Origin of the sequence: Kineosporia sp. NBRC 101677 (assembly GCF_030269265.1) — a bacterium.
GTDB classification, from domain to species: Bacteria; Actinomycetota; Actinomycetes; order Actinomycetales; family Kineosporiaceae; genus Kineosporia; species Kineosporia rhizophila.
The window spans coordinates 741,866-767,995 of the sequence record NZ_BSTA01000003.1 but is presented as its reverse complement, the minus strand read 5'-3'; the positions used below and the strand labels follow the sequence as shown (position 1 = coordinate 767,995).

The 26,130-nt window shown below is 70.7% G+C and carries 21 protein-coding genes; 10 read left to right on the top strand and 11 right to left on the bottom strand.

Annotated features, from left to right (window positions below):
- The first annotated feature begins 20 nt into the window (after positions 1-20).
- Together QSK18_RS12350 and QSK18_RS12345 are read left to right on the top strand one after the other, a co-directional pair.
- A complete protein-coding gene (locus QSK18_RS12350; RefSeq protein ID WP_285618916.1) occupies positions 21-551 on the top strand; it encodes a GNAT family N-acetyltransferase in 531 nt (176 codons plus the stop codon).
- Positions 552-569: 18 nt separating this feature from the next.
- Positions 570-1,316 (top strand): DUF4253 domain-containing protein, encoded by a 747-nt coding sequence (locus tag QSK18_RS12345; protein WP_285618915.1) that lies wholly within the window; start codon positions 570-572, stop codon positions 1,314-1,316.
- A gap of 4 nt (positions 1,317-1,320) precedes the next feature.
- On the opposite strand, the gene QSK18_RS12340 is transcribed toward QSK18_RS12345, so the two are convergent.
- Complete coding sequence (locus QSK18_RS12340) at positions 1,321-4,878, bottom strand: SCO7613 C-terminal domain-containing membrane protein (protein ID WP_285618914.1); 3,558 nt, start codon at positions 4,876-4,878, stop codon at positions 1,321-1,323.
- 16 nt (positions 4,879-4,894) lie between these two features.
- The gene (locus QSK18_RS12335) at positions 4,895-5,326 is read right to left on the bottom strand and encodes a GlcG/HbpS family heme-binding protein (RefSeq protein ID WP_232810822.1); all 432 of its coding nucleotides are present in this window, start codon (positions 5,324-5,326) and stop codon (positions 4,895-4,897) included.
- 151 nt (positions 5,327-5,477) lie between these two features.
- On the opposite strand from QSK18_RS12335, the gene QSK18_RS12330 reads away from it, so the two are divergent.
- Complete coding sequence (locus QSK18_RS12330) at positions 5,478-6,257, top strand: enoyl-CoA hydratase/isomerase family protein (RefSeq protein WP_285618913.1); 780 nt, start codon at positions 5,478-5,480, stop codon at positions 6,255-6,257.
- 2 nt (positions 6,258-6,259) lie between these two features.
- Positions 6,260-7,450, top strand: coding sequence for a CaiB/BaiF CoA transferase family protein (locus QSK18_RS12325; RefSeq protein WP_285618912.1), 1,191 nt, complete (start codon positions 6,260-6,262; stop codon positions 7,448-7,450).
- On the opposite strand, the gene QSK18_RS12320 is transcribed toward QSK18_RS12325, so the two are convergent.
- The 4 genes from QSK18_RS12320 to QSK18_RS12305 all read right to left on the bottom strand — a co-directional run bounded on the left by QSK18_RS12320 (position 7,447) and on the right by QSK18_RS12305 (position 13,746).
- Positions 7,447-10,575, bottom strand: a complete 3,129-nt coding sequence (locus QSK18_RS12320; protein ID WP_285618911.1) for an ATP-binding protein — start codon at positions 10,573-10,575, stop codon at positions 7,447-7,449. The two genes, QSK18_RS12325 and QSK18_RS12320, sit on opposite strands and share 4 nt — an antisense overlap.
- A 29-nt stretch (positions 10,576-10,604) precedes the next feature.
- Complete coding sequence (locus tag QSK18_RS12315; protein WP_232810828.1) at positions 10,605-11,351, bottom strand: ABC transporter permease; 747 nt, start codon at positions 11,349-11,351, stop codon at positions 10,605-10,607.
- Complete coding sequence (locus QSK18_RS12310; RefSeq protein WP_285618910.1) at positions 11,348-12,292, bottom strand: ATP-binding cassette domain-containing protein; 945 nt, start codon at positions 12,290-12,292, stop codon at positions 11,348-11,350. The genes QSK18_RS12315 and QSK18_RS12310 overlap by 4 nt, the downstream gene beginning before the upstream one ends.
- 74 nt (positions 12,293-12,366) lie before the next feature.
- Entirely contained in the window at positions 12,367-13,746 is a 1,380-nt protein-coding gene (locus tag QSK18_RS12305) for an SLC13 family permease (RefSeq protein ID WP_285618909.1), read from the bottom strand.
- Positions 13,747-13,888: 142 nt separating this feature from the next.
- Between QSK18_RS12305 and QSK18_RS12300 the strand changes: the two genes are divergently transcribed.
- Positions 13,889-15,055: a pyridoxal-phosphate-dependent aminotransferase family protein gene (locus QSK18_RS12300; RefSeq protein ID WP_285618908.1), complete on the top strand. Its 1,167-nt coding sequence runs from the start codon at positions 13,889-13,891 to the stop codon at positions 15,053-15,055.
- On the top strand, positions 15,052-17,895 hold the full coding sequence (locus QSK18_RS12295) for an FAD-binding and (Fe-S)-binding domain-containing protein (protein WP_285618907.1): 2,844 nt from the start codon (positions 15,052-15,054) through the stop codon (positions 17,893-17,895). Before QSK18_RS12300 ends, QSK18_RS12295 begins: the two co-directional genes overlap by 4 nt.
- On the opposite strand, the gene QSK18_RS12290 is transcribed toward QSK18_RS12295, so the two are convergent.
- Positions 17,885-18,721, bottom strand: coding sequence for a LysR family transcriptional regulator (locus QSK18_RS12290; protein ID WP_285618905.1), 837 nt, complete (start codon positions 18,719-18,721; stop codon positions 17,885-17,887). The genes QSK18_RS12295 and QSK18_RS12290 overlap by 11 nt on opposite strands.
- A gap of 97 nt (positions 18,722-18,818) precedes the next feature.
- Here QSK18_RS12290 and QSK18_RS12285 point away from each other — a divergent pair, with 97 nt between their 5' ends.
- The gene (locus QSK18_RS12285; protein ID WP_285618900.1) at positions 18,819-19,532 is read left to right on the top strand and encodes an SDR family oxidoreductase; all 714 of its coding nucleotides are present in this window, start codon (positions 18,819-18,821) and stop codon (positions 19,530-19,532) included.
- Here the strand turns inward: QSK18_RS12285 and QSK18_RS12280 are convergent.
- Positions 19,504-20,151, bottom strand: a complete 648-nt coding sequence (locus tag QSK18_RS12280; RefSeq protein WP_285618896.1) for a TetR/AcrR family transcriptional regulator — start codon at positions 20,149-20,151, stop codon at positions 19,504-19,506. The two genes, QSK18_RS12285 and QSK18_RS12280, sit on opposite strands and share 29 nt — an antisense overlap.
- Positions 20,152-20,254: 103 nt before the next feature.
- On the opposite strand from QSK18_RS12280, the gene QSK18_RS12275 reads away from it, so the two are divergent.
- Both QSK18_RS12275 and QSK18_RS12270 read left to right on the top strand, forming a co-directional pair.
- Positions 20,255-21,307 carry a medium chain dehydrogenase/reductase family protein gene (locus QSK18_RS12275; RefSeq protein WP_285618894.1) on the top strand — a complete coding sequence of 351 codons (1,053 nt, stop codon included), beginning with the start codon at positions 20,255-20,257 and terminating at the stop codon, positions 21,305-21,307.
- 105 nt (positions 21,308-21,412) lie between these two features.
- On the top strand, positions 21,413-22,633 hold the full coding sequence (locus QSK18_RS12270; RefSeq protein ID WP_232810843.1) for an MFS transporter: 1,221 nt from the start codon (positions 21,413-21,415) through the stop codon (positions 22,631-22,633).
- Here QSK18_RS12270 and panB read toward each other — a convergent pair.
- From panB to QSK18_RS12255, 3 genes are read right to left on the bottom strand one after another with little or no spacing between them, the layout of a single operon-like run.
- On the bottom strand, positions 22,579-23,448 hold the full coding sequence (gene panB, locus QSK18_RS12265) for a 3-methyl-2-oxobutanoate hydroxymethyltransferase (protein ID WP_232810845.1): 870 nt from the start codon (positions 23,446-23,448) through the stop codon (positions 22,579-22,581). The two genes, QSK18_RS12270 and panB, sit on opposite strands and share 55 nt — an antisense overlap.
- Positions 23,449-23,508: 60 nt before the next feature.
- Entirely contained in the window at positions 23,509-24,762 is a 1,254-nt protein-coding gene (locus QSK18_RS12260; protein ID WP_285618888.1) for a DUF3500 domain-containing protein, read from the bottom strand.
- A gap of 55 nt (positions 24,763-24,817) precedes the next feature.
- The gene (locus QSK18_RS12255; RefSeq protein ID WP_285618886.1) at positions 24,818-25,441 is read right to left on the bottom strand and encodes a DedA family protein; all 624 of its coding nucleotides are present in this window, start codon (positions 25,439-25,441) and stop codon (positions 24,818-24,820) included.
- Positions 25,442-25,522: 81 nt separating this feature from the next.
- Between QSK18_RS12255 and QSK18_RS12250 the strand changes: the two genes are divergently transcribed.
- A complete protein-coding gene (locus tag QSK18_RS12250) occupies positions 25,523-26,074 on the top strand; it encodes a GNAT family N-acetyltransferase (RefSeq protein ID WP_232810851.1) in 552 nt (183 codons plus the stop codon).
- Positions 26,075-26,130 lie beyond the last annotated feature (56 nt).

Sequence of the window (26,130 nt, the reverse complement as noted above, 5' to 3'; positions counted from 1 at the left end):
GCAACGGCTACCGTCGGTTCATGCTGCGTACCGCGACGGCCGAGGACATCCCCGCGACGGAAGAGCTGATGCGGGCCTCGGTGCTGGGGCTCTTCCCCGGTTTTCACGATCCGGCCGAGACCGGGGCGGCTGCCCGGTTCATCACCGACCTCGACCGGGACCTGGTCGCCGACGGTACCTACTACGTGATCGAGGAGCAGGGCGAGCTCGTGGCCTGCGGGGGCTGGAGCCGGCGGGCCAAGCTGCACACCGGCACCGGGCACACGCACGACGACGATGCCCGCCTGCTCGACCCGGCCACTGAGCCTGCCCGCGTGAGGGCGATGTTCGTGCGCCCGGACCGGACCCGGCGGGGCCTGGCCCGGCAGATCCTGGCGGCGGCCGAGTCGGCTGCCCAGGCCGAGGGATTCGGTGAGTTCGTGCTGATGGCCACCCGTCCGGGCGTTCCGCTGTACCGCGCTCTCGGGTTCGTGGTGGTGGAGGAGACCTCGTTCGCCACGCCCAACGGGGTGCGGCTGGAGTGTGCGGTGATGCACAAGCCGATCGGGTGAGCCCCTATGCTCGCGCGCATGCCTTCCGGTCTTCCGCCTGAGCTGCAGGAACTCTTCTCAGTCCGGCATTCGGCGTTCTGGGTGAGTCAGGGGCCGGCCACCGTTCATCTCTGGCGCTCGCTCCGGGCCGACCGCCTCCGCACCGGCCTGCTTCCGATCCTGCTGGAGAGCGACGACCACGACGTAGACCGTCCGTGGGACACCGGCGAGCTGGAGCCGGGCGACATGAGCAGTCCCGAAGAGCACGACGCGGCCACTCTGCTGGCGCAGTGGTGGGACGAGTACTCCGAAACCGACGAGGACGACGAGGACGACGAGCTGACCGCTCCTTTTGGACGTCGGTGGCCGGGTCTCGTGCCCTCGCAGGTCTTGTCGGTGGATCCGGAAGAGCAGGCGGACCGCTGCGCGGTCCGGATGCTGGCCGAGAAGCCGCATCTGCGGCTGGGACTGGTGGCGGCTGAGCGCAGTGCTGATGCTCCGTCGGTCACGGGCTGGCAGGGCCCGGCCAACTACATCGACGACACGGCCCAGGTCTCGGCCGTTCTGCGCTCGTGGGAGGACCGGTTCGGGGCGCGGCTGGTCGGGATGGGGTTCGCCGATCTCTATGTGAGCGTGCCCGCCCCGCCCGCCAGTCGCGCCGAGGCGCTGCCGATCGCTGCGGAGCACTTCGCGTTGTGCCCCGACAACATCGGGCAGATGGACGGTCTGGCTGCCTACGCGGACGGGCTGGTCGGGGAGTCGCTCTGGTCGTTCTGGTGGGACTGAGATTTCAGCGTAGGGCGGCCAGCCGGGAGCGAACGGTGCGCAGTTGGGCCAGGCGGCGTTCGTAGCCGCCGCCCAGCACCAGCAGCGCCAGCCCGACGATCGCGGCCCAGGCCCACAGCGGCACTGCCTGACCGACTTCCTGCAGCCAGGGCCCGATCAGAATCAACGCCTGGGCCGCCAGCGTCACCGCTCCGCCGATCAGAGGGGCCTGCATCCGCTTGACCGCACCCGCCGCGACGGCCAAGGCCGCTGCGACAAGGACCAGAACGGGCCGGAAGAGGGGGCTTTCGGCCTCACTGAGGGTGGCCAGGAAGCTGGGGCTGAGCAGGAGCAGCAGGCCGGGCCCGACGGTGGGCCAGGAGTGCGCAATGTCGGGCGCGGGCGTGCTCTTCTCGAGGTGCTGGAACCGGTTGAGCCCGAACGTCAGCAGGATCAGCGCGGCCGGGACGGTCCAGGCTTCCAGGGCCGTCAGTGGGATCTGGCGGCCCTGCATCGGGGCCAGTTCGTCCAGGCGGTGCATGGTGCGCAGCAGGGCGGTCGCGACGGCGATGACCATGCCGGTCAATACCAGGGCGCGGGCGAGACCGGGCCGGGTGAGCCGACCGCTGCGCTGGGCGTAGAGCGTGCCCGCCACCAGGAGCCCACCCATCGTCATGAGCAGGATGGGCCGCCAGATCTCGTCGCGGACGCCGACGGCCAGCACACTGGGCACCACGCCGATCAGCAGCGGGCGGGCCAGCACGCCGAGATCCTGGTACCACTGCGGATACGAGCTGGGCTTCGATGTGGCTGTGAGAGAGGGGTTTCGGCGGTGGGCCCAGAGCTGGACCGCCAGCAGGGCGAGGGCCGGCGGCACGGTGTAGGCCTCGACCACCTGCACACCCGCATCGGCCAGGCGCAGCCACGAGGAGCCGGCCAGCAGCAGCCCGGCCAGCCAGCCGATCTCGCTGCGGTCGGGGTTCAAGGCGATCGCCGAGGCCGAGACGCCGAGAATGAGCAGGGTCAGCCAGACCCGCTCGGTGTCGGCGTCTCCGCTCAGGGTCACCGAGACGGCGATCAGACCGGCTGCCAGCAGACCGATTTCGGCGCCGATCCGACGCTGTTTCCAGCGGGGGGCGTCGGCCCGGTCGCTGACCAGGCCAACGGTGACGGCCGCAGTGCCCACGGCGGTCGAGAGCGACCAGATCAGGCCGTTCGAGATGGTGTCCGGGTTCCAGACCTCGGCGCAGGTGGCGGCCAGGAAACCGAGCAGGGGAGTGCTCAGGCCGGCGAACAGTTGCGGCAGCTGCGGATAGGCGGTCGCGAGGGCGGCCCGGATGAACAGTACGCCGCTCAGGGCGATGACCAGGGCGACCAGGATCAGGGCGGGCCGGGTGACGGCCGGTAGTTGGTCGGGGTCGGAAACGGCGGTGAAGTAGCCGATTCCGAGTGCCACGAGACCGGGTGCGGTGGCGATCAGCCGGTCGAGAGGGCTCCAGTCGGCCCGGCCCGGGCGCCGGGGGATCGGCAGGCGGGCAATCGTGAGCAGTGCTGCCACCCCCGAACCGCTGATCAGAGCGGTCCAGATCACGGACGTCCTCTGGTCGGCTCCGAGCTGTTCGATCAGGACGGCCAGGGCGACCGGGAACAGAATGGCCGCCAGCAGGGCCAGGGCGGCGCGGCCGATCCGGGTGTTCTCGTCGGTGCCGGGGAAGCGGCGTCGGGCTCCCAGCACCGCTACCGCGGCGAGCAGCGTTACGGCGCCCGGCAGTTGCTCGGTGCCCCAGGCCAGGATCACCGCGAGCGTGCCGGTGAGGACGGCGGCGGTCCAGGTCAGTGGGGGCTGCCACCTGCGCAGGGCCAGCGCGACCGCAACGAACGAAAGGACGAGTAGCGCGGCGACGCCGGCGGCAACGGGGGCTGCGGGGGTGAGGGCCACCAGAACGACTGCGGACGCCGCGAGGGGGAGCGGAAGGCGGTTGAGCAGCCGGTGCACGCGTTTGGGCCAGGGGCCCGAGGGCCAGGCCTGGCCGCGGCCGACCACCCAGCCGACCGCGATGATCACGGCCAGGCCGGCCAGGACGCTCAGCCAGTGACGGGTGAGGTCGGGCTGCTGGGCGCCGATGTCGCCCAGTCTGGTGCCCGCGTCGTGGGCGCGGGCGCTGGTGGGGATCGGGCGCAGGAGGTGCCAGGCGGTCAGGGTCAGGGTGGGCAGGGCGATCAGGCCGTAGGTGGCGAGGGCGCCGATGGCGGCCGCGGTGCGGCGCAGGGCTGCCTCGGGGTGGGGCCTGAGGAAGGTGAAGGGGATCAGCAGCAGGCCGGCCTCGACGACGACCGGGATGAGCGTGGTCACGCCGTGCAGCGAGAGTGCTTCGGCGACGGCGCCGCCACCCACCGCGGCGGCCGCGACGATCGAGACGCCGGCGGCCAGGGACCAGGCCCTGTTGAGTGCGTGAGGGCTGGGCGGCGGGCTCGCGTTGGTGGGTTGCGGCTTGTTTGAGGACGGCGTGTGGGCCAGAGGGCGGTCGGCCCAGGTCTGTGCGGCGAGGGCTGCGGTGACGGCGACTGCTCCGAGAGCTGCGGTGGTGAGCTCGGGCAGACCCAGCCAGGACGGCACGGTGGCGGCGGCCAGCATGAGCGCGGCCGTGATCCGCGCGATGATGCGCTCGTTCTGCCAGGTCGGCGGCAGGGTGCGGCGGCAGAGGGTGACCAGGGCGCCGGCGATCAGGCCGAGCTGCCAGGTGTCGACGAGGTCGTGGGTGAGCTGGGCGGTCAGGAAGTAGGCGCCCAGCGGTAGCAGGAGGGCGCTGGCGTGGGTGCCCGCGCGCACCTTGGTGGTCCGGCCCCAGGTCTCGAGCAGCAGGCCCACCACCACCAGGGCGCTGCCGGTGTAGAGCACCACGTCGGGCTCGTCGGCGCCGAGGAGCCCGGTGCTGCGGACGGCCCAGGTGTCACCGAGCAGCAGGACGACGGCCAGGGCCCCGACTGCTTCGGCGGTCTCGGGCAGGCGCGGTCGCAGCCAGGTGGCGGTGCCGAGGGCGGCCAGGGTGACCCCACCGATCACGGCCGCCCGGCCGGCCAGGGGCATGCTCTGCCAGGAGAAGATCAGGAACCCGATGGCGGCCACGGCCAGCAGCAGGGCGCCCGCGCCGACCAGGATCGTGTTGACGCTGAGCCAGGACGGGGTGGCGCGTTCGGGACCGCGGTCGGGCCAGGGCGGCTGGACCGGGCCGGGCGGTGGTGGTGGGCTGGGGACGGGCGGTGCGCCGGGGCTGGGAGCCGCGCTCGCCGGCGTCCTCAGTTCTGCTCTTGGCTCTGTTCTTGCTCGGGCCGCCTGCGCACGCAGGAACTGCAGCGCCACTTCGCGTTGGTCGAGGGCCTCGGCGGCGACCCGGCTCATCGTCTGCACCCGGGCCGCCTCGGGCCCGGACAGGTCGATCCCGCAGACCGGGCACCGGGGGCCGGTCAGTGCGGCCGCGCAGTTGGGGCAACGCGAGAGGTCCACGAGCAGGCGGCGCAGTTCTGGGAGCGCGCCGATCACCCTTGGGCCCGGACCGGGCTGTCCCCCCACGTCGAAACTCATGCGGTGATTATTGCGATCACTCCGTCTGCGCGGTCAGCCCGGCCTTCTCGATCGCCGCCACGGCCGCTGCCTCGTCGTTGTCCGAGGAGTCGCCGGTGATGCCTACCGCCCCGATCAGCGCACCCTCGGCGTCGCGCACCAGTACCCCGCCGGGCACCGGGATCAGGGCGCCGCCGACGGCCGAGGTGACCGCGGCGACGAAGTACGGCTGGTTCTCGGCCCGGGCCATCAGGGCCCGGGAGCCCAGCCCCATCGAGATCGCACCGTGGGCCTTGCCGAAGGCGATGTCGAAGCGCCGGTTCGACGCGCCGTCCTCCCTTTCGGCGGCCAGCACGTGCCCTCCGGCGTCGAGCACCACGACCGTGAGCGGTTGCAGGCCGGCCTCGCGGGCGTGGGCCCGGGCAGCGGCGATGATCGTGCGGGCGGTTTCCAGGGGCAGTGCGGTCATGTCCGGAATTATGTAACTATGGGCGCGCGCTCACCATCGATTTTGTGATCGGAAGGCGGCCAACGGCATGGGGTCCACCTCACCAGAAGCACTCACGGCCGCCCTGAGGGCAGATCCGGTGCCAGGAGCCGGTCCGGTGCACTGTGCCACGGTGGAGGTCGACGGGCGGCGGGTCGCCGTGGTCAGTCTCGGCCGGCCGGAGCGTCACAATGCGCTCGACCTGGCCGCCTGGCACGAGATCGCCCGTCTGGCGGGCGAATTTGCCCAGGACCGGGCGCTGCGGGCGGTCGTGGTGCGAGGCTGCGGTGGGCGGGCGTTCAGTGCGGGGGCCGACATTGCCGAGTTCCCGTCCCGCCGGATCGGCGCCGGAGTGGCCGACGGCTACAACGAATCGGTCGCCCGGGCGCTGGCTTCCGTCGCTGCCGTGCCGGTTCCGGTGATCGCGATGGTGCAGGGGCTGGCCGTTGGTGGCGGCTGCGAGCTGGCCGCGGCCTGTGACGTGCGCCTGGCCACGGTCGGCTCGCGCTTCGGCATTCCGGCCACCCGCTTGGGAGTCACCCTGGGCCTGACCGAGACCCGGGCCGTGAGCCGGGCGATCGGCGCCGCGAACCTGAAATATCTTCTGTTCAGCGGTGCTCTGATCGATGCGCGGCAGGCCCTGGCCTGGGGGCTGGTGCAGCAGGTGGTCGAGGAGGAGGGCGTCGTGGAGGTCACCGCTGCCCTGGTGCAGTCGATCTGCCTGGGCTCCGAGGTCAGTGTGCGGGCGGCCAAGCAGGTCACCGACCTGGCCGGGGCCGATCCGTCGGCCACCGAGCAGCACGAACTGCTGCGCGCGCTGCACGAAGAGGCCTATGACGGGCCGGATCTGCGCGAGGGCGTGGCGGCCTTCACCGAGCGCCGGCCGCCGGTGTTCCGGGCCGGAAGGTCGTAGCGGTGGCGGCCCTGACCGGCCTGAAAGTGCTGGATCTGAGCCGTTACCTGTCCGGGCCCACGCTCACCATGCTGCTGGCCGACCTGGGCGCCGACGTGATCAAGGTGGAGGCCCTGCCGGCCGGCGACCCGGCCCGGGAGTCCGGGCCGTTCCACGGCGACGAGAGCGTGTACTACATGGCCTCCAATCGCAACAAGCGTTCGCTGGCGGTCGATCTGCGCTCGCCCGAAGGCATCGACCTGGTGCGTGAGCTGGCCGATCGTAGCGATGTGTTCGTGCAGAACTTCCGCCCGGGCACGGCCGCCCGGATGGGCCTGGGGTCCGAGGTGCTGCGGGAGCGTAACGAGCGGCTGATCTACGTGGACATCAGCGGTTTCGGTCAGCGCCCACCCGGTCAGGCCCTGCCCGGGTTCGACCAGACCGCGCAGGCCATGTCCGGGCTGATGAGTGTCACCGGCACCGAGCAGACCGGCCCGCTGCGGGTCGGTATCGCGGTCAGTGACTCGGCCACCGGGGTTTTCGCGGCGGTGGGTGTGCTTGCGGCGTTGCACGAGCGTGAGCGCACGGGTCGGGGAGCGGTGGTCGAGTCGTCGCTGATGGAGTCGACGCTGACGCTGATGTCGTACCAGGCGCAGAAGTATCTCAGTCTCGGCGTCGTGCCCATCCAGGACGGCAACGACCATCCGATCATCTTCCCTCAGGGCACCTTTCGCACTCGGTCCGGTTCGATCACCCTGGCCTGCGGCAACGACCGGATGTGGCGGCGTCTGTGCGGTGTGCTCGACCTGGAAGAGCTGGTGGGGCAGCCGGAATATGCCGACAATGCTGCGCGGATGGCCAACCGGGGGCAGTTGCGGCGGCTGATCGAGCAGCGTCTGGCCGCCCGGCCCGCCGAGGAGTGGATCGAGCTGGCCAATCAGGCGGGGGTGCCGTGCGGTCCGGTGCTCGACGTGGGGGAGGCGCTCGATCATCCGGTCACCGCCGGACTGGACATGGTGCAGACGGTGCAGCACGAATCCCTGGGCGAGATGCGGGTTCTGGGGCAGGCGGTCAAGGTCGAGGGCAGTGAGCAGGGCTGGCTGCGGCACCCGGCGCCGGTGCTGGGGCAGCACACCGCCGAGATCCTGGGCGAGCTGGGGCTCGACGGTGACCGGATTGAAGCCTTGCGGCAGGCCGGGGTGGTGGCGGGTTAGATTTTGAGGGTGGCGTCGGCCAGCTCGGGCCAGTTGTCCCGGGTGCCTTCCCGGCTGACTTCGGCGTAGCGGGCCTCGCCGAGCCGGGTGCGGGCGGTCTGTTCGATCCGGGTCACGTCGGGATGTTCCACGTAGGGCAGGCCGCGCAGCGCGGCGCTGGCCGCGAGCAGTCGGGCGGCCTGCTCGTCGTCGCGTTGCTGCTGGGCCAGGTCGGCGAGGCCGACGAGGACCTGGGCGATCGTGAGCGGGTAGCCGGCCTCGTTCGCCGCCTCGTAGGCCAGCTTCCGGTGCCTTCCCGCCTCGGCCCGGTCGTCGGTGAGGTAGGCCAGCAGGTCGTGGCGTACCGCGCGGAACTCGGCCCGCCCGGCCTCTTCGCCGAGCACGGCGGCGGCCCGGTCGAGCTGGCGGCGGGCCTCGGGCGCGTTGCCGGTGCTGCGGGCCAGTTCGGCCTCCACGATGGCCAGTTCGGAGAGGGCGACCGACCAGGTGGCCTGCTCGGCGAGGTGGTGGGCGTGGGCCAGGGCAGCCGTACTCGCCTCGATGTCGCCGTTCAGCCAGTACAGGTGGGCCTGGCGGGCGCGCAGCGCGATGACGTCTTCCAGGGCGCCGAGCTCGGTGACCGCCCGGATGGCCTGCTCGTAGTGTTCGCAGGCGCTGAGCCGGTCTCCGCGCAGGGCCAGGCGGGCGGCCAGTTCGGTGTGGGCGAAGGAGATTCCGAACCGTTCGCCGAGGGCCTGGAACTGCTCGAGGGCGGTGTGCAGGAAGGTGTCGGCCTCGGTGCCGCTGTGGCCCATCACCACCCGGACCTTGCCCAGGTGCAGCTGGGCCAGGGCGGCGACCCACGGGTCCTCGCTGTCGAGCAGGGGTTCGAAGGCGGACAGGTAGGCGCCCGGGTCGGTGAGCATGCGGTGCAGCGGGGCGACCAGGCCCAGCAGCGGGTCGGGCTGCGGGATGCGCCGGGTGAGCTCGTAGGCCTGCTCGATCCACTCGGCCGCGTCGCGCTCGTCGCCCCGCCCGGAGTTCAGGAACATCACCACCAGGGCGCTGAGCATGGCCCGGGTGGGGGCGGGCACCTCGCCGGGGATCCGGCTGGCGGCCACCACCAGTTCGTTGCCCTCGGCCTTGTGCCCGGCCAGCCACCAGTACCAGCCGGCGGAGGCGGCCAGGCGCATGGCCCCGGCCGCGTCCTGGGCGCTCACTGCCGCGCGCACGGCGGCGCCGAGGTTGTCGTGCTCATCGTGCAGGCGGGCCAGCCAGGTGAGCTGTTCGGCCCGGCGCAGGTGGGGCTGCGCGGTCTCGGCCAGGTCGGTGAAGAAGGCCAGGTGGGCGCGGCGGGCAGACTCCGCCTCGCCCGCCTCGGTGAGCCGCTGGGCCGCGTACTCGCGGATGGTGCCCAGCATCCGGTAGCGCGGCGCGCCCTCGCCGAGGGCCACCAGCAGCGACTTCTCGGTCAGGGCGGTGAGCAGGTCGAGGGCTTGTGCTGACGGGGCCAGGACGGCTTCGGCGGCCTCCAGGCTCACGCTGCCGGAGAACACCGAGAGCCGGCGCAGCATCAGGCGTTCGTCGTCGCTGAGCAGTTGCCAGCTCCAGTCGATCACCGCGTGCAGGGTGCGGTGGCGCGGAAGGGCGGTGCGACTGCCGCCGGTGAGCAGTCGGAACCGGTCGTTCAGGCGCAGGGCGAGCTGGTCGGGCGTCATCGTGCGCAACCGGGCCGCGGCCAGTTCGATCGCCAGCGGGATACCGTCGAGCGCGCGGCAGATCCCGGCCAGGACCTCAGCGGTGCCCTCGTCAAGGGCCAGGTCGCTGCGTACCGCGCGGGCCCGGTCGAGCAGCAGACGCACCGCGGGGGAGGCCTCGATCTGCCCGGCACCGGCCTCGGGATCCGGCACCGCCAGCGGCAGGACCGGCCAGAGCACCTCACCGGTGATGCCGAGCGGTTCGCGGCTGGTGACCAGGATCCGCAGCTGCCGGCACTCGCCCAGCAGCCGGTGGGCGAAGGTGGCCGCGGCCTCGATGACGTGCTCGCAGTTGTCCAGCACCAGCAGCATCTCGCGTTCGCCGACCACGGCCACGACCCGCTCGGTGAGGGTGGTCTCGGAGGGTTCGGCGAGCAGCGTGTCGCGCGGGCCGAGGGCGGCCAGGGCGGCCTGGGCCACGTCGCCGCCGGCGCTGGTGGAGGCGAGCTCGACCAGCCAGGCGCCGTCCTTCCAGGCCGAGGCGTGGGCCCGCGCGGATTCCGTGGCCAGCCGGGTCTTTCCGCACCCGCCGGGCCCGATCAGGGTGACCAGCCGGGACTCGCCGAGCAGGTCGCCGATCCGGCCGACCTCGGTCTCGCGGCCGACGAAGCTGGTGAGTTCGGAGCGCAGGTTGTGCGCGCGGGGCCGGGCCGGCGGGGCCGGGGCCCGCAGCAGCGACAGGTGCAGCTCGGACAACTCGGCCGACGGGTCGGCCCCCAGCTCCTCGGCCAGGGCCCGCCGGGTGCGCCCGAACACCGCGAGGGCCTCGTTCGCCCGGCCGGTGCCGGCCAGGGCCCGCATCAGCGTGGCCACCAGGCGCTCGCGCAGCGGGTGGGCGGCGGCCAGGTCGTTCAGCCGGGGCAGGATCTCTGCGCCGCGCCCCAGAACGACCTCGGCCTCGGCCCATTCCTCGGCGGCGGTGAGATGCAGTTCGGTGAGGTGCGCGACCGCGGCCTCGAAGGCCGGGCTGTCCTGCAGGCCGACCTCGGCCAGGGGAGCGCCCTTCCACAGCGGCAACGCCTGCCGGAGCAGTTCGGTGCGCAGGACCGGATCGCTGGTGCGAGAACGGCTCTGGAGAATGAGCTGCTCGAACCGGACGGCGTCGACCTGCTCGGGGGCGACGGCCAGCCGGTACCCCTCGGGCAGGCCCTCGACCAGCCCTTCCGGAAGGGCCTTGCGCAGCCGGGAGACCAGGCGCTGCAGGGCGTTGGTGGCCTCGGCGGGCGGGTTCTCGCCCCAGATCCAGTCGATCAGTGTGCTCTTGGTGACCAGCTGGCCCGGCCGCAGGGCCAGGGCCGCCAGCAGCGCACGCAGACGGGCCCCCGGCACATCGGCCGGGGTGCCCGTGTCGGTGCGGAGTTCGAACGTGCCCAGCAGCAGGATCTGCACGCGCCGAGTTTGCCACGTTCTGAGATGAATCAGGCCCGCCGGCCGTAGTTCGCCCGGGCCCAGAAGAAGCTGACCAGGATGATGGCCACCGACCAGGCGATGGTGGCGAAGGTCTGGCCGGTGTCGGGGGTCCCGGTCAGGAAACCCCGCACCGACTCGATGATCGAGGTGAAGGGCTGGTACTCGGCGAACTGCCGGATGCCGGTGCCCATCGCCTCGGCCGGGACGATCGCGCTGCTGAAGAAGGGCAGCATGATCAGCGGCACGACGGTGAACGCGGCGGTCTCCGGGCTCTTGGCGAAGAGGCCGAGGGCGACGGTGAGCCAGCTGACCGCGAACACCACCAGTGCCAGCACCCCGAGCACGCCGAGCCACTCGGCCGCCGAGGCCTGCGGGTCGAAGCCCATCAGGAAGGCGACGGCGAAGATCGCGGCCAGGGCCAGCCCGGTGCGCAGCACGGTGGAGAAGACGTGCCCGGTCAGCACCGCGCTGCGGGAGACGTCCATGACCTTGAACCGGTTGATCACGCCGGTGGTCATGTCCGAGTTGACCGCCATCACGGTGGCGCTGAGCCCGTAGACGATGGCCAGCATCAGCATGCCGGGGGTGGCGTAGTCGACGTAGTCGGCCCCGCCCACGTCGAAGGCGTCACCGAAGACGTAGACGAACATCAGCATCAGGATGATCGGGAAGAGGATCGCGTTGAAGACCGCGACGGGGTTGCGCACGGTGTGGCGGAGGTTGCGGCGCAGCATGACCACGGAGTTGCTGTTCATCGGGCTTCGGTCTCCTCGGTAGCGGTGGTGGACTGGCCGGTCAGGGCCAGGAAGACGTCGTCGAGGTCGGGCAGCCGCACGGTGAACTCCTCGACCGGCACGGCGTACTCGTCGAGCCGGTCCAGCAGGCTGCGCAGCGAGCGCACCCCGCCGTCGCTCGGCACCCGCAGGATCAGGTTGTCCGGGTCGGGGGTGGCCTCGGGCAGCACCCGCGCGGCGGCCTCCAGGCCCGCGATCTCGGCGAGGCGCAGTTCCACGTGCCCGCCGGGGATCTGGCGCTTCAGCTCCTCGGGGCTGCCCTGGGCCACCAGGCGGCCCTGGTCGAGCACGGCGATCCGGTCGGCGAGCCGGTCCGCCTCCTCCAGGTACTGGGTGGTGAGGAAGATGGTCATGCCGTCGTTCACCAGGTCCCGCACGATCTGCCAGAGCATCCGCCGGCTGCGCGGGTCCAGCCCGGTGGTCGGCTCGTCGAGGAACAGCACCTGCGGCCGGCCCACCAGGGTCATCGCCAGGTCGAGCTTGCGGCGCATGCCCCCGGAGTAGGTGGAGGCCCGCCGGTCGGCGGCCTCCTCCAGGTCGAAGCGCTGCAGCAGCGGCCCGATCGGCTCGGACCCGCGCCGGCCCAGCAGGTCGGCCATCATCTGCACGTTCTCGCGGCCGGTGAGCAGTTCGTCGACCGAGGCGAACTGGCCGGTGACGCCGATCGCCGAGCGCACCCGGCGGGCCTCGGAGGCCACGTCGAAGCCGGCCACCCGGGCGCTGCCGCCGTCCAGCCGCAGCAGCGTGGTCAGCACGTTCACGGTGGTGGTCTTGCCCGCCCCGTTCGGGCCGAGCAGCGAGAACACCGAGCCGGCGGGGACCTCGAAGTCGATCCCCTCCAGCACGGCCTTGTCCTTGTAGGCCTTCCTCAGTCCGGAGGCCTCGATCGCGGTGTTCGTCATGGCTTCAATCTGGAGGTGGGCGCTGACACGCCCCTGACACGAGCCGCCCGTGCCCTGACACGGGCGGCTGTCGCTCAGCCCCAGCCCGGCACGACGAAGACCAGCCAGCTCACCACCGGGGCGATCAGGACCATCGAGAAGCCCCACTGCAGCAGGCGCCGGTACACCAGGTCGCGTTCGTCGTCCGGGGCGTTGGCCACCACCAGGGCGCCGCTGGTGGAGAACGGGCTGGAGTCGACCACCGACGAGGAGATCGACAGGGCGATGATCATGCCGACCGCGCCCACCTCACCGGCCAGCAGGAACGGCACCGCCAGCGGGATCAGCGCCCCGAGAATGCCGGTGGTGGAGGCGAAGGCGGACACCGAGGCGCCGATGAAGCAGATCAGCAGGGCCGCGACCAGCGGGGTGCCGACGTCGGCGACGCCCTCGCCCAGCCAGTCGATCGTGCCCAGCCGCTCCATCATCGAGACGTAGGTGACGATGCCGCAGACCAGCAGCACGGTCGGCCAGGCGATCGCGCTGACCGCGCTCTTGTTGCTCGAGGGGCACAGGATGGTCACCGCGACCGCCACCACCAGAGCGGTGAAGCCGACGTCCTGGTCGAACACCAGCACGGCCACCGCCAGCCCGAGCATGCCGAGCAGGGTGATCAGGCGGTTGCGGTCCAGATCGGTGTGCCCGGTACGGGGTGGCGAGGCCACCGTGGTGGTCTGCACGGCGGTGGTGCTGGCCCGGTCTCCGCGGCGGTCGGGTGGCGTAGTTGCTGCCGTGGGCGGGTTTTCGGGGCTTCCTGGGCTTCCGGGGCTTTCGGTCGAATTGAGGACGCCGTCGCCCAGGTCGCGCTGTCCGAGCAGTTTGCGTCCGCCGAAGAGGATGAAGACCACCACTCCGAGGACGACGTTGAAGACCAGGGAGGACAGGAACAGTGCGGTCGGGTTGCCGGGAAGGTCGTTGCGCTCGACCACGCCGTTGACGATGCTGCCGAAGATGCTGATCGGGGAGAACCCGCCGGCGCTGGCCCCGTTGATCACCATCAGGCCCATCAGGACCGGCGAGATGGAGTACCGCTTGGCGAAATTCATGCCGATCGGCGCAATGATGGCCACCGCCGCGGGCACCACCGCGCCGACCGCGGTGAGCGCGCCGGTCACGGCGAACATCACCCAGGGGATCAGCGCCACCCGGCCGCGCACCGACTGCACCGCCTTCTCCACCAGCCAGTCGACCGTGCCGTTCTCCTTGGCCAGGGCGAACAGGTAGGTGACGCCGACCAGGATCACGAACAGGTCGGCCGGGAAGCCGCTGAGCACCGCGTCCAGGTCCTCGTCCAGCAGTTGCGGCCCGACGATGAACGCGGCCACCAGGGCCAGGGCCCCCATGTGCACCGGCAGCACGGTGGCCACCAGGAACACCAGGGCCAGAACGAGTATCGAGATGAGCTCTTCGGACACGGCGGCTCCCGCTGACGTCATCGACAGGGTGGACGGATGCTTCCCGGAGCTGAGTTCCACGTGACGGAATCGACGTTCGTGTACCTTTTGCACCATCACGTGTAACGCAGGTCACGTCAAGCCCTAACTAGGAGGTCCTGCGATGGGGCGTCACTTCCTGCAGATCCCTGGCCCGACGAACTGCCCGGACGAGGTACTGCGCGCACTGGCGGCCCCGACCATCGACCACCGCGGCCCGGAGTTCCAGGCCCTGGGCAGACGCGTTCTGGAGGGCATCCGCCCGGTCTTCGGCACCGGCAACCCGGTGGTGATCTACCCCGCCTCCGGCACCGGTGCATGGGAGGCCGCGCTGGTCAACACCCTCAGCCCGGGCGATCGCGTACTGTGCTTCGAGACCGGCCATTTCGCCACCCTCTGGCAGAAGATGGCCACCGAACTGGGCCTGGTGGTCGACTTCGTGCCCGGCGACTGGCGGCACGGGGTCGACCCGGCCCAGGTCGAGGAACGGCTCGGCGCCGACCCGGCAGGTGAGATCAAGGCGGTCTGCTGCGTGCACAACGAGACCTCCACCGGGGTCACCAGCCGGATCGCCGAGGTGCGGGCGGCGATCGACCGCACCGGCCACCCCGCCCTGCTGTTGGTCGACACCATCTCCTCGCTCGCCTCGATCGACTACCGCCACGATGAGTGGGGGGTGGACGTGACGGTGGCCGGCTCGCAGAAGGGCCTGATGCTGCCGCCCGGGCTGAGTTTCAACGCGATCAGCGACAAGGCGCTGGCCGCCTCCGAGCACGCCGGGCTACGCCGGTCCTACTGGGACTGGCGCCCGATCCTCGAGACGAACGCCAACGGGTTCTTCCCCTACACACCCGCCACCAACCTGCTCTACGGTCTCGAGGCGTCGCTGAAGCTGCTGCGTGAAGAGGGCCTGAAGAACGTGTTCGCCCGCCACGACCGGCACGCCCGGGCCACCCGCGCCGCCGTCCGGGCCTGGGGCGGCGGGCTGGAGATGCTGTGCCAGGACGAGCGGGAGTACTCGTCCTCGCTCACCGCGATCCTGGTGCCCGAGCAGTTCGACGCCGACGAGATCCGGCGCATCATCCTGCAGCGGTTCGACATGTCCCTGGGGGCAGGCCTTTCCAAGGTCGCCGGCAAGGTCTTCCGGATCGGGCACCTGGGCGCCTTCGAGGACCTGACCCTGATCGGCACGCTGGGCGGCGTGCAGATGGGGCTGCAACTGGCCGGGGTGCCGATCGACACCGGGGGAGTGAACGCGGCCCTGGAGTCGCTGAGGGACGAGAGCCAGTGACGGCTGGCCTGGCCGAGCGGCTCAGCGCCGAGATCGCCGGCGAGGTGCGCTTCGACGACTACAGCCGCCACCTCTTCTCCCGCGACGCCAGCATGTACGCGATCACCCCGCTCGGCGTGGTCTTCCCGCGTTCGGTGGAAGACGTGTGCGCGGCGGTGCGGATCGCGGGGGAGTTTGGGGTGCCGGTCACCGCTCGCGGGGCGGGTACCAGCCTGGCCGGCCAGACCGTAGGGGCGGGCCTGGTGCTGGACTTCTCCAAGCACCTGGACCAGATCGTCTGGATCGATCCGGAGCGGCGCCGGGCCCGGGTCGAGGTCGGAGTGGTGCAGGACCAGCTGAACCAGGCCGCCGCCCCGTTCGGGCTGATGTTCGGCCCGGACACCTCCACCAGCAACCGGGCCACCATCGGCGGCATGATCGGCAACAACTCCGCAGGCAGCGGATCGCTGCGCTACGGCATGACGATCGACCACGTGCGGGCACTCGACGTGGTGCTCAGCGACGGCTCGACGGCCCGGCTCGAGCCCGGGCGCCTCAGCCAACCGGGACGGGAATCACTGGAAGCCCGGCTGTACGAGGAGCTTCCGAAGATCCTGCAGGTCAATGCCGATGCGATTGTGAACGGCTTCCCGCCGTTCTGGCGCCGGGCCTGCGGCTACCGCCTCGACCGGCTGGTCCAGGAGTTCGACCTGGCCAAGTTCGTGGTGGGCAGCGAGGGCACCCTGGTGGTGGTCACCCACGCCGAGGTGGACCTGGTACCCCGGCCCGCGGTGACCATGTTCGCGGTCGGCCACTTCGACACCACCCAGAAGGCGATCGAGGCCACCGCCGACGCCCTGAGCTGCGAACCCGCCCAGGTCGAGCTGATGGACAAGACCATCCTCGACCTGTCCCGCCAGAAGATCGAGTACGCCGACCTGGGCGAGCATCTCGTCGGTGACCCGGCGGCTCTCTTGTTCGTCTCGTTCGCCGGGGACGAGGCGTCCATCGTTCGATCGAAACTGCAGGCTCTGGTGAGCCTGTGGGCCGAGAACGGGCACGGCTACCACACGCTGCAGCTGGAGACCGCCGCCGAGCAGAAGGCGTTGCTCAAGGTGCGCAAGTCCAGCCTCGGTCTGCTGATGGCCGCCAGCGAGGGCTCGAACCGGCCGCTGGCCTTCGTGGAAGACACGGCCGTGCCGCCGCAGCGGCTGGCCGAGTACACCGCGCGGTTCGCCGAGGTGCTCGACGAGTACGGGATGCGGGCCGGGTTCTACGGCCACTGCTCGGTCGGCTGCCTGCACATCCGGCCGTTCGTCGACCTCTCCCGGCCCGACGAGATCGCCCGGATGCGCGCGGTGGCCGAGCGGATCAAGGATCTGGTGCGCGAGTTCGGCGGGGTCAACTCCAGCGAGCACGGCGACGGCCTGGCCCGCAGCGAGTTCAACCGCGAACTCTTCGGCGACGAGCTGTACGAGGCAATGCGTTCGGTCAAGCGGCTTTTTGATCCGAAGGGCATTTTCAACCCGGGCAAGATCGTGGATGCGCCGCCGATGACCGACCACCTGCGGGACGCGGCCCTGCCTCCGGCCCCGGAACTGCGCACCCGGCTGCAGTTCGACGTGGTCGGCGGCATGCGGGGAGCGGCCGACCGGTGCATGAACATCGGCCTGTGCCGCAAGAGCACCACCGGCGCGATGTGCCCCTCGTACATCGCCACCCGCGACGAGGAACACGCCACCCGGGGCCGGGCCAATGCGCTGGTCAAGGCGCTGTCGGAACCGGATCCGGCGGCGGCGCTGGGCGACGAGCGGCTGCACGAGATCCTCGACCTGTGCCTGATGTGCAAGGCCTGCAAGGCCGAGTGCCCGTTGGGGGTGGACATGGCCAAGCTGAAGAGCGAGACCTTGTCGCACTACCACGAGCAGCACGGAATTCCTTTCCGCAGCAGGCTGTTCGCCTCGATCCGGCGGTTGAACCGGCTGGGGTCGGCCTTCGCGCCGTTGGCCAATCTGGGTGGGCTGAGCCGGCCGCTGGTGCGTCTGGCCGGGATCTCGCCGCAGCGTCCTTTACCCAAGTTTCGCTTCCGCAATCTGAAGCGCTGGTACGCAACCCGGCCGCGTCCGTCCAAAAGCTCTGAGGGGGTGGTGAATTTCCTGGCCGATTCGTTCACCACCTACACCGAGCCGCAGATCGGTCAGGCTGCGATCACCCTGCTGGAAAAGTCCGGCTGGCAGGTATCGCTCGCCGATGCGGGATGTTGCGGCCGGTCGGCGCTCTCGAAGGGAATGGTGAAAGACGCCCAGGCCAAGGCCGCCTCGATGGCGCACACGCTGGCCGCCGGCACCGGCCCGATCGTCGGCTGTGAACCCTCGTGCCTGTTCACGCTGCGGGACGAGCACGTGAGCCTGCTGCCCGGCGATCCGGACGTGGTGTCGGTGGCCGGGCGGGTGCGGCAGGTCGAGGAGCTGCTCACCGAGGCGATCGATGAAGGACGGTTGCGGCTGGCTCCGGATTCCTGGCTCGCCGGGCGTCGCATCCTGTTTCACGGCCACTGCCACCAGAAGGCCGAGGTCGGCACTGCGGCCACGATGGCCCTGCTGAGGCGCATTCCGGGCGCCGAGGTGGTGGAGCTGGACGCGGGCTGTTGCGGGATGGCCGGCTCGTTCGGCTACGAGGCCGAGCACTACGAACTGTCCATGAAGGTGGGCGCAGATCGGCTGTTCCCGGCGATCGAGGCCGAGGACGAGCTCACCGTGGTGGCGGCCACCGGTACGTCGTGTCGGGAGCAGATCTTCCACGGAACCCGCCGTACGGCCTGGCATCCGGTCGAACTGGTGGCCGAAGCCCTCAGCGGCTGAGGGCGGTGCGCACCAGGGCGGCCACCGTCTGCGAGCGGCTGTGGGCCGGCCAGGCGATGACGTTGGTGACCGGCGCGGCGTCGGTCACCGGCACCGAGGCCAGCCCGGCGGCCGTGGGCAGGCAGGATTCGCAGATCACGGCGCTGGCTCGGCCCAGCGAGACCAGCTGCAGCAGTTGCAGCTGGTCGCGGATCTGGGGCCCGGGCCCGTCGGGGTAGGTGCCGTCGGCCTGGCGCCAACGGGCCTGCGGCAGGCCGGGAACAGTGTCCATCTCGGCCAGGGTGATGCCTTCGCGGATGCCGTAGGGGTGCCCGCCGGGCAGGATCGCCACCCGGTTCTCGGTGTCGAGCTCTTCGTAGTCCAGCCCGGTGGTGCGGTCGAAAGGCAGCGTGAGCAGGCCGAGGTCGGCGCGGCCGTCGTGCAGCATCGGCTCCGACTCGCCCAGGGCGGCCAGCACCACGTCGACCTTCACGTCGGGGTGTTCGACGGCGAAGGCGTCGAGCAGCTTGGCCAGACGTTCGCTGCCCATACCGGTCTTGGCCACCAGGGTGATCCCGTCGGGCTGGACCCCGGCCCGGCGGGTGCGCCGTTCGGCTGCCTCGACGGCGGTGAGCGCGGTGCGGGCCTCGCGCAGCAGGACTGCTCCGGCCGGGGTGAGCTCGACCGCGCGCCGGTCGCGTTCCAGCAGTTTCGTGCCCAGCCGGCGTTCCAGCTGCTGGATGGCGCGGGAGAGCGGTGGCTGGGCCATGCCGAGGCGCTCGGCGGCCCGGCCGAAGTTCAGCTCCTCGGCCACGGCCACGAAGTAGCGCATCTCGCGAGTCTCCACCGCCGGATCCTAACCTGGGGGCTGATACCTGGTGGGTATGAGCAGGCACCGGAGCGGTCTTGGACCACCCGGGCGGGCGAAACCTAGCGTCCTGGTCATGAGCGAAACGAAGACCGCCCTGGTCACCGGGGCGAACAAAGGCATCGGCTACGAGATCGCCCGGCAGCTGGGCAAGCTGGGGTACCGGGTGGGGGTGGGCTCGCGCGACGGCGAACGCGGGGCCGAGGCGGTGGATCGGCTGAAGGCGGAAGGGCTGGACGTGTTCGCCATCCCTCTCGACGTCACCAGCGACGAGAGCGTTCAGGCGGCCGTGGGCGCCTTCACCGAGCTCGACGTGCTGGTGAACAACGCGGGGATCAATGGTGGGGCGTTCCAGCTGCCGTCCGGGACCGATCTGGAACGGTTCCGCCGGGTGATCGACACCAACGTGTTCGGCGTGATGCGGGTGACCAACGCCTTCCTGCCCCTGCTGCGTCGATCTGCCGCGCCCCGCATCGTCAACCTGTCCACGTCGATGGCCTCGCTGGCGCACCAGCAGGAGGCCTCGATGTACGCCGGGGCGATCGACGGCGCCTACGGCCCGTCCAAGACTCTGCTGAACGCCGTCACGCTGCAGTACGCCCGGGAGTTCGCCGACACGAACATCCTGGTCAACGCGGTCTGCCCGGGCTACGTGGCCAGCGACTTCACCGCCTACCAGGGCTACCGCAGCACCGCCGAGGGTGCGGCCATCGCGGTTCGGCTGGCCACGGTGGCCGACGACGGGCCGCGGGGCGGTTTCTTCAACGAGGAGGGTGCTCTGCCCTGGTGAGCCGGGCCAGGCGCGGGATCATCCGTTCCTCGATGTCGTCGGGCCCGGGGAAGACCCGGGTGGCGGCGCGCTGGTGGGCCAGGCCGTGCAGTCCCAGCCAGAGGGCCACCGCGTCCTTGGCCGGGTCGTCGGAGTCCGAGACGCCGGCCTGCCCCGCCTCGGCCAGAACCTCGGCCAGCAGGCCGAGACTGCCCACCCCCAGGTCTTCCATGTCCTGTGCGGTGACCGAGCTCTGGCCGTCGATCGCGGGCATCCACAGCCCACCGAACAGGGTGCGGTAGCGGGTCGGGTGCTGGGCGGCGAAGGCCAGGTAGGCCCGGCTGATCGCCCACACCTTCTGCTCCGGGTCGCTCGCCTGCTGCGCGGCCTCGCGCAGGGCCTGCTCCAGTTCGGCCAGGCCGTGCTGCACGACGGCCAGCATGATCGCCGGCTGGTCGGCGAAGTGCGCGTAGATCGAGGGGGCGGAGATCCCGGCCTTGCGGGCCACCGACCTGAGGGTGACCGCGCGTTCGTCCTCCGACTCGTCGAGCAGGGCGATCGCCGCGGCCACGATCTCCTCGCGCAGTTTGCGGCCCTCACCTCGGCGGTTACGGGCCCGGGCGGGTTTCGCGGTGTCCATGACGGAAGCTTACAGCCACAAACTTAGGGCCGTAAGCTTGCATGTGTTAACTAACGCGCGTAATGTCATGGCCATGGAGATCAGCGCAGTCAAGGAGTCAGTCATGAGCGGCGTGAGCGGGACGAGCACCGTCACCACCGAGGTCGTGATGCCCGGCCCGATCGAGCCCGCGGGTCTGCAGGTGCAGGCTCGTGACCTGCCCGCACCCGCCGCCGGGCAGGTGCTGCTGCGGATGGAGGCCACCGGGGTCTCCTTCGCCGAGCAGCAGATGCGCCGCGGCCGCTACTACGACCAGCCCACCTTCCCGTTCGTGCCGGGCTACGACGTGGTCGGCACCGCGGTGGCGGTCGGCCCGAGGGTTGCGGCCGAGACGGTCGGCCGGCGCTTCGCCGCCATCACCAAGATCGGAGGCTGGGCCAGTCACCTGCTGATCGAGGCGGCCGACCTGATGCCGGTGCCCGAGGGCCTCGACCCGGCCGAGGTGGAGACGCTGATCATCAACGGCATCACCGCCTGGCAGATGCTGCACCGCACCGCCAAGGTCCGCCCCGGCGGCACGATCGTGGTGCTCGGCGCCAACGGAGGTGTCGGGTCGGTGCTGGTGCAGATCGCCCGCGCGGCGAACATGACGGTGATCGGTACCGCCGCGGCCCGCCACCACGACGCGGTGCGGGCCCTGGGGGCCACCCCGGTCGACTACCGGGACGCGGACGCCTACGAGCAGATCCGGGCCCTGGCCCCCGAAGGGGTGGATGCGGTGTTCGACCACATCGCCGGCGAGAACCTGGTCAAGTCGTGGAAGCTGCTGCGCAAGGGCGGCTACCTGTGCGTGTACGGCAACGCCGCCACGGTGAACGACGAGGGCGGCAACTTCTGGCCCACCATGGCGCTGGTCAGCAGGCTCATGCTGTGGAACTACCTGCCCAACCGCCGTGGGGCCAGCTTCTTCAGCATCTGGGCGGGTAAGACGATCACCCCCAAGGCCTTCCGGGCCCGCCGTCGTGAAGACCTGGCCCAGCTACTGCAGTTGCTGGCCGACCAGGAGGTAAAGCCGCAGATCGCCGCGCGGTTCCCGCTCTCGGCGGCCACCGACGCCATGCTGCTGGCCGAGTCGCGCACGGTGATGGGCAAGGTCGTGCTCACTCCCGACGCGTGAGGTTCTGCAACCGGCAGAACCCGGTTGCCTACGAGCAGAACCATTGGCCAGAGGACGATTTCGCGCACCAGGATGGTCGGCATCCGGTTCGCGGAAGGTGGAGTCTTGTCTCATTGGCTGGTGCTGTCCAACCCCACGTTCCGGCGTCTGGCGCCGGGAATGGCCCTGTCCTACCTGGGAGACGGCATCGCGGTGGTGGCGGTGGTGCTTCTGGCGCAGGAACTCACCGCCAACGCCACACTGGTGGGGCTGGCGGTCACCGCGTCGTCGTTGCCGGGCGCGGTCGGGGCGCTGGTGCTGGGGCGGTTCCTGCAGGGGCGCAGCGGCGCGGAGCTGGCGTTCGGGGACGCAGCCTGGCGGTTCCTCACCCTGGGCTCGATCCCACTGGCCCACGTGGCCGGGGTGCTGGACATCGGCCTGTGCATCGGGCTGCTGGCGGCCTCGTCGGTGTTGCACTCGTGGGGCTCGGCCGGCCGCTTCACCCTGATCGCCGAGATCCTGCCGCAACGCCAGCACCTGGCCGGCAACTCCCTGCTGGCCATCCTTTCCGAAGCCGGCACGATCGCCGGCCCGCCGGTGGCCGCGCTCCTGCTCGTGTTCTGGAGCCCGGCCGGGGCCATCGCGCTCGACGCCCTGACCTTCGGCGTCCTGGCCCTGTCCTACTACCTCGTCCGGATCCCGGCCCGGATTGCGCCCCCGCCCAGCGCCTCCCGTCTGAGCGGTCTGGCCGTGGTCCGGCAGACCCCGGCGCTGCTCGGCCTGATCGCTCTCAGCGCAGTGTTCTTCTTCCTGTTCGGCCCGGTCTACGTGGCCCTGCCCACCCTCGTGCAGCAGCCCGACGGCACGGCCCTCGCCCTGGCCACCTTCTACAGCGCCTTCGGGATCGGCGCGGTGCTCGGTGGCCTGATCACCCCCTACCTGAGCGGGTTCTCGCCGTGGCTGATCACCGTGGCCGGTGTGCTGACGGCCGGGCTGGGCCTGCTGCCGTTGGGGCTGGGAGCTGCGACACCAGCGTCCATTGTCGGTTTCGCACTGGTCGGTCTGAGCTGGGCGCCCTACCAGGCCACCTCGATCGCGCTGTACCAGCGCCTGGCCCCGGCCGAACGGCTGGCCCAGGTGCTGGCCGTCGACAGCGCGGTAGCGCTACTGGCCGTGCCGGCCGGAACGGCTCTGGGTGGGCTGGCCGTCGAGTACGGGGGAGCACAGGGCACTTTGCTGGCCTGTGCGGTGGGCCTGGTGGCGCTGGCCGGGGTGGCGGCTCTGCTGGTGCGTCAGAAGCTGTTCTCGGGGCCGGGGAACGAACCGGACTTGACGTCGTCCCGGTAGGCGGCAGCCCCCTGCAAGAGGACGCTGCGCAGGTCGGCGTACTGCTTGACGAACCGGGGCAGCTTGCCGGTGTTCAGGCCGAAGGCGTCCTGCCAGACCAGCACCTGGCCGTCGGTGCCGTTGCCGGCGCCGATCCCGATCGTCGGGATGCTCAGCTCCTGGGTGATCTTCGCGGCCAGTTCGGCCGGGACCATCTCCATCAGCACCGCGAACGCTCCCGCCTCCTGGGCGGCCAGCGCGTCCTGTCGCACCCGTTCGGCCGCGTCGGCCCGTCCCTGTACGCGGTAACCGCCCAGGGCGTGCTCGTACTGCGGGGTGAAACCGATGTGGGCGCAGACCGGGATGCCGCCCTGAGTGAGCCGCTCGATCTGCGGGGCCATGGCGGCGCCGCCCTCGAGCTTGACCGCGGCCACCCCCGCCTCCTTCATGAACCGGGCGGCGGTGTCCCAGGCCTGCTCCGGTGAACCCTGGTAGGAGCCGAAGGGCAGGTCACCCATCACCAGGGCCCGCCCGGCCGCCTGGGCGACGGCGCGGGCCAGCGGGATCAGCTCGTCCACGGTGACCGGCAGTGAGGTGCGGTGGCCGTAGACGTTGTTCGCCGCCGAGTCCCCGACCAGCAGCAGATCGATGCCCGCCTCGTCGAAGACCTGCGCGGTGTACATGTCGTAGGCGGTGAGCATGGTGAACTTCTCGCCACGCTGCTTCATCTCGAGCAGGTGGTGGGTGCGGACCCGCTTCACCGGCCGGGTTCCGGACGTGCTGGCGGTTGCCGGTGTTCCGGAGCCGTAGGGAGCGGGTTCCTCGGTGCTGGCCATGACTTCTTTCGCGGTACGTCTGTTCCCGACAGTGACGCCCGAGCCTAGCAACCACGAACGTCAGCTCTCCGTGGCCGGCGTGCCCGCCCCGTTCGGCGGTGTTGCGCCACCCCCGCTCATTCCGGTGGACGCCTGCTGGGAGGCGCTGCCCGCGTAGTCGTTGCTCGGATCGCGGTAGATCGTGTGGATGTGCCCCCAGCCGGCGGTGGTGACCCCGTCGACGTCGGCGCCGGCCGAGCCCTGCTGGCTGGCCAGCTCGATGTACACGTCCGGGCCGGAGATCTGGTAGTAGATCCCCCCGCCCGACGTCATGTCGTAGGTGGTCGCGCCCGACCAGCTCACGTAGGTCTCGTCCAGGGTGGCCTCGATCTCGGCCAGCGTCGCGTCGGTGGTCTCCTCGTCGGACAGGCCGACCCAGTTGGCGATCACCTGCAGCAGCAGTTCCCGCTGCTCGTCGGTGAGGTCGGCGCCGGAGATCCCGGTGCCGGTGGGGTAGTCACAGGTGCTGCCGGCCGCGCAGACCAGGTCGGAGACGTCCTCGCTCTGGTAGAGGGTGGCCTGCTGCTCCTCGGTCAGGCTGTCGTAGAAGGCGAAGGCGTCCTCGTACATCCCGGCCAGGGGCTGAACCTCTTCGCCGTCCTCGTTGGTGTACACGGCGGGCTGGGAGCCGAGGTGGGTGGGGGCGAAGGTGATCTCGCCGGCCGAGTCGGCCGAGCCGTCCAGGGTGGCGTTGATGCCCAGGTGGTGCCCGCCGAACTGGATCTCGTAGGCGGAGTCGGTGGAGGCCTCGCCGAAGAAGGCGATGTAGTACTGGCCCAGCGAATCCTCGGTGGAACTGCTGTTCTCGGCCAGGAACTCGTCGCCGCCGATGATGCCGGTGACGGTTGCGTAGCCCTCGTCGCTCAGCAGGGCCTCGAGCACCTTCATCGCGGCGGCCTGCTGCTCCTCGGTGAGGTCGTTCAGGTTCAGGCCGGCCCGCTGCACGAAGGTCACCGGGAAGTTCGACCAGGACGTGGTTTTCGTCTCGTCGTCGTAGTCGTACAGCACCGTCTCGCGCTGCTCGTCCGAGAGCGTCTCCAGGAAGGCCTCCACCGCGGCCGTGGTTTCGGCGATGGTCTCCGCGGTGGTGCTGGAGTCGGTGCTCTCATCGGCCGCCGAGATCGTCGAGATCGAAGCGCCCGAGCTGGAACTGACCGCCGAGGTGGTGGTGGCGTCGGCCGCGGAGGCGCAGCCGCCCAGGGCGAGCGCGCCGGCCAGGATCATCGAGGCGAAGGACAGGGACTTGCGCTGACGAGTGGTCCGGGTCGTTGTCATGGAAAGACAGTCGCAGTCACCGATCCACGCGTTCTGAACGTTTCCTGTGCGCCTGCTATGCCACGTGACGCGGGCGGTTGCGCTGACGCGCCCGCAGCACCTCGATCGCGACCGGGATCACCGAGACGGCGACCACGGCGATCAGCATCAGCTCGATGTGGTCCTTCACCACGGCGATCTGTCCCAGCTGGTGCCCCAGCAGGGTGACGCCGCCACCCCAGAGCACGCCGCCGATCACGTTGCAGACCAGGAAGGTGCGGTAGTCCATCCGGCCGGCTCCGGCCACGATCGGGGTGAAGGTGCGCACGACCGGCACGAACCGGGCCAGAATGATCGAGCGGGCGCCGTAGGTGGCCAGGAACTCGTGGGCCCGGGTCAGGTTCTCCTGCTTGAACAGGCGCGAGTCGGGCCGGCGGAAGAGGGCCGGGCCGAACTTGCGGCCGAAGAGGTAGCCGAACTGGTCACCGGCCACGGCCGCGACCGCCACCAGCAGGCAGACCAGCCAGAGCGGCTGGTGCAGGTAGGTGCCCTCGGCCACCAGCAGGCCGGTGGTGAACAGCAGCGAGTCGCCCGGCAGGAAGAAACCGATCAGCAGGCCGGACTCGGCGAACACGACGGCCAGGATGCCCAGGAGCCCGAAGGTGGAGATCAGGTGCTCCGGGGCGAGAAAAGACAGCATGACCCCCAGCCTGCACCGCACACCCTGAACGGGACCTGACTGCGAGGGGCCCGACATCGACAAATCGGGCACACTGGGCCAGTGGTGAACGTCTCCTACGACCCTTGGCCGCCAGCCCCGATCAGCACCGAACGGCTGCTCCTAAGAGCGTCCCGCCCCTCCGACCGGGAGCGGTTCCAGAAACTGTTCGGCTCGGCGGAGGTGGGCGCCTACGTCGGCGGCCCTCAGCCGGCGGACGAACTGGAACGACTGCCCGAGGTGCCCGGACAGCGTCCCGGCGTCTTCGTGGTCGATCTCGACGGAGTCATGATCGGCCTGGTGATGCTGGAACGCCGCAACCTGGGCCCGGCCGACCGCGTCCGGCCCGAGAACGGCGAGGTGGATCTGGGCTACCTCTTCCTGCCCGAGTTCTGGGGGATGGGCTTCGCCGCCGAGGCATGCACCGCGGCCCTGACCTGGTTCGACGAGGTGTTCCCGGGTGAGCCGGTGGTGCTGTGCACTCAGACCGCCAACCAGCGTTCGCTGAGTCTGGCCACCCGGCTCGGCTTCGTCGAGGTGCAGAGGTATCAGAAATTCGGCTCTGAGCAGTGGTTCGGCGTCCGGGCCGCTGCGAGTGCGCCGCCCGGCCGTTGACAGCCTCGGCATTGCGGGGACCTTCACCCGCCATTCACCGCACAACGCCCGGCGGG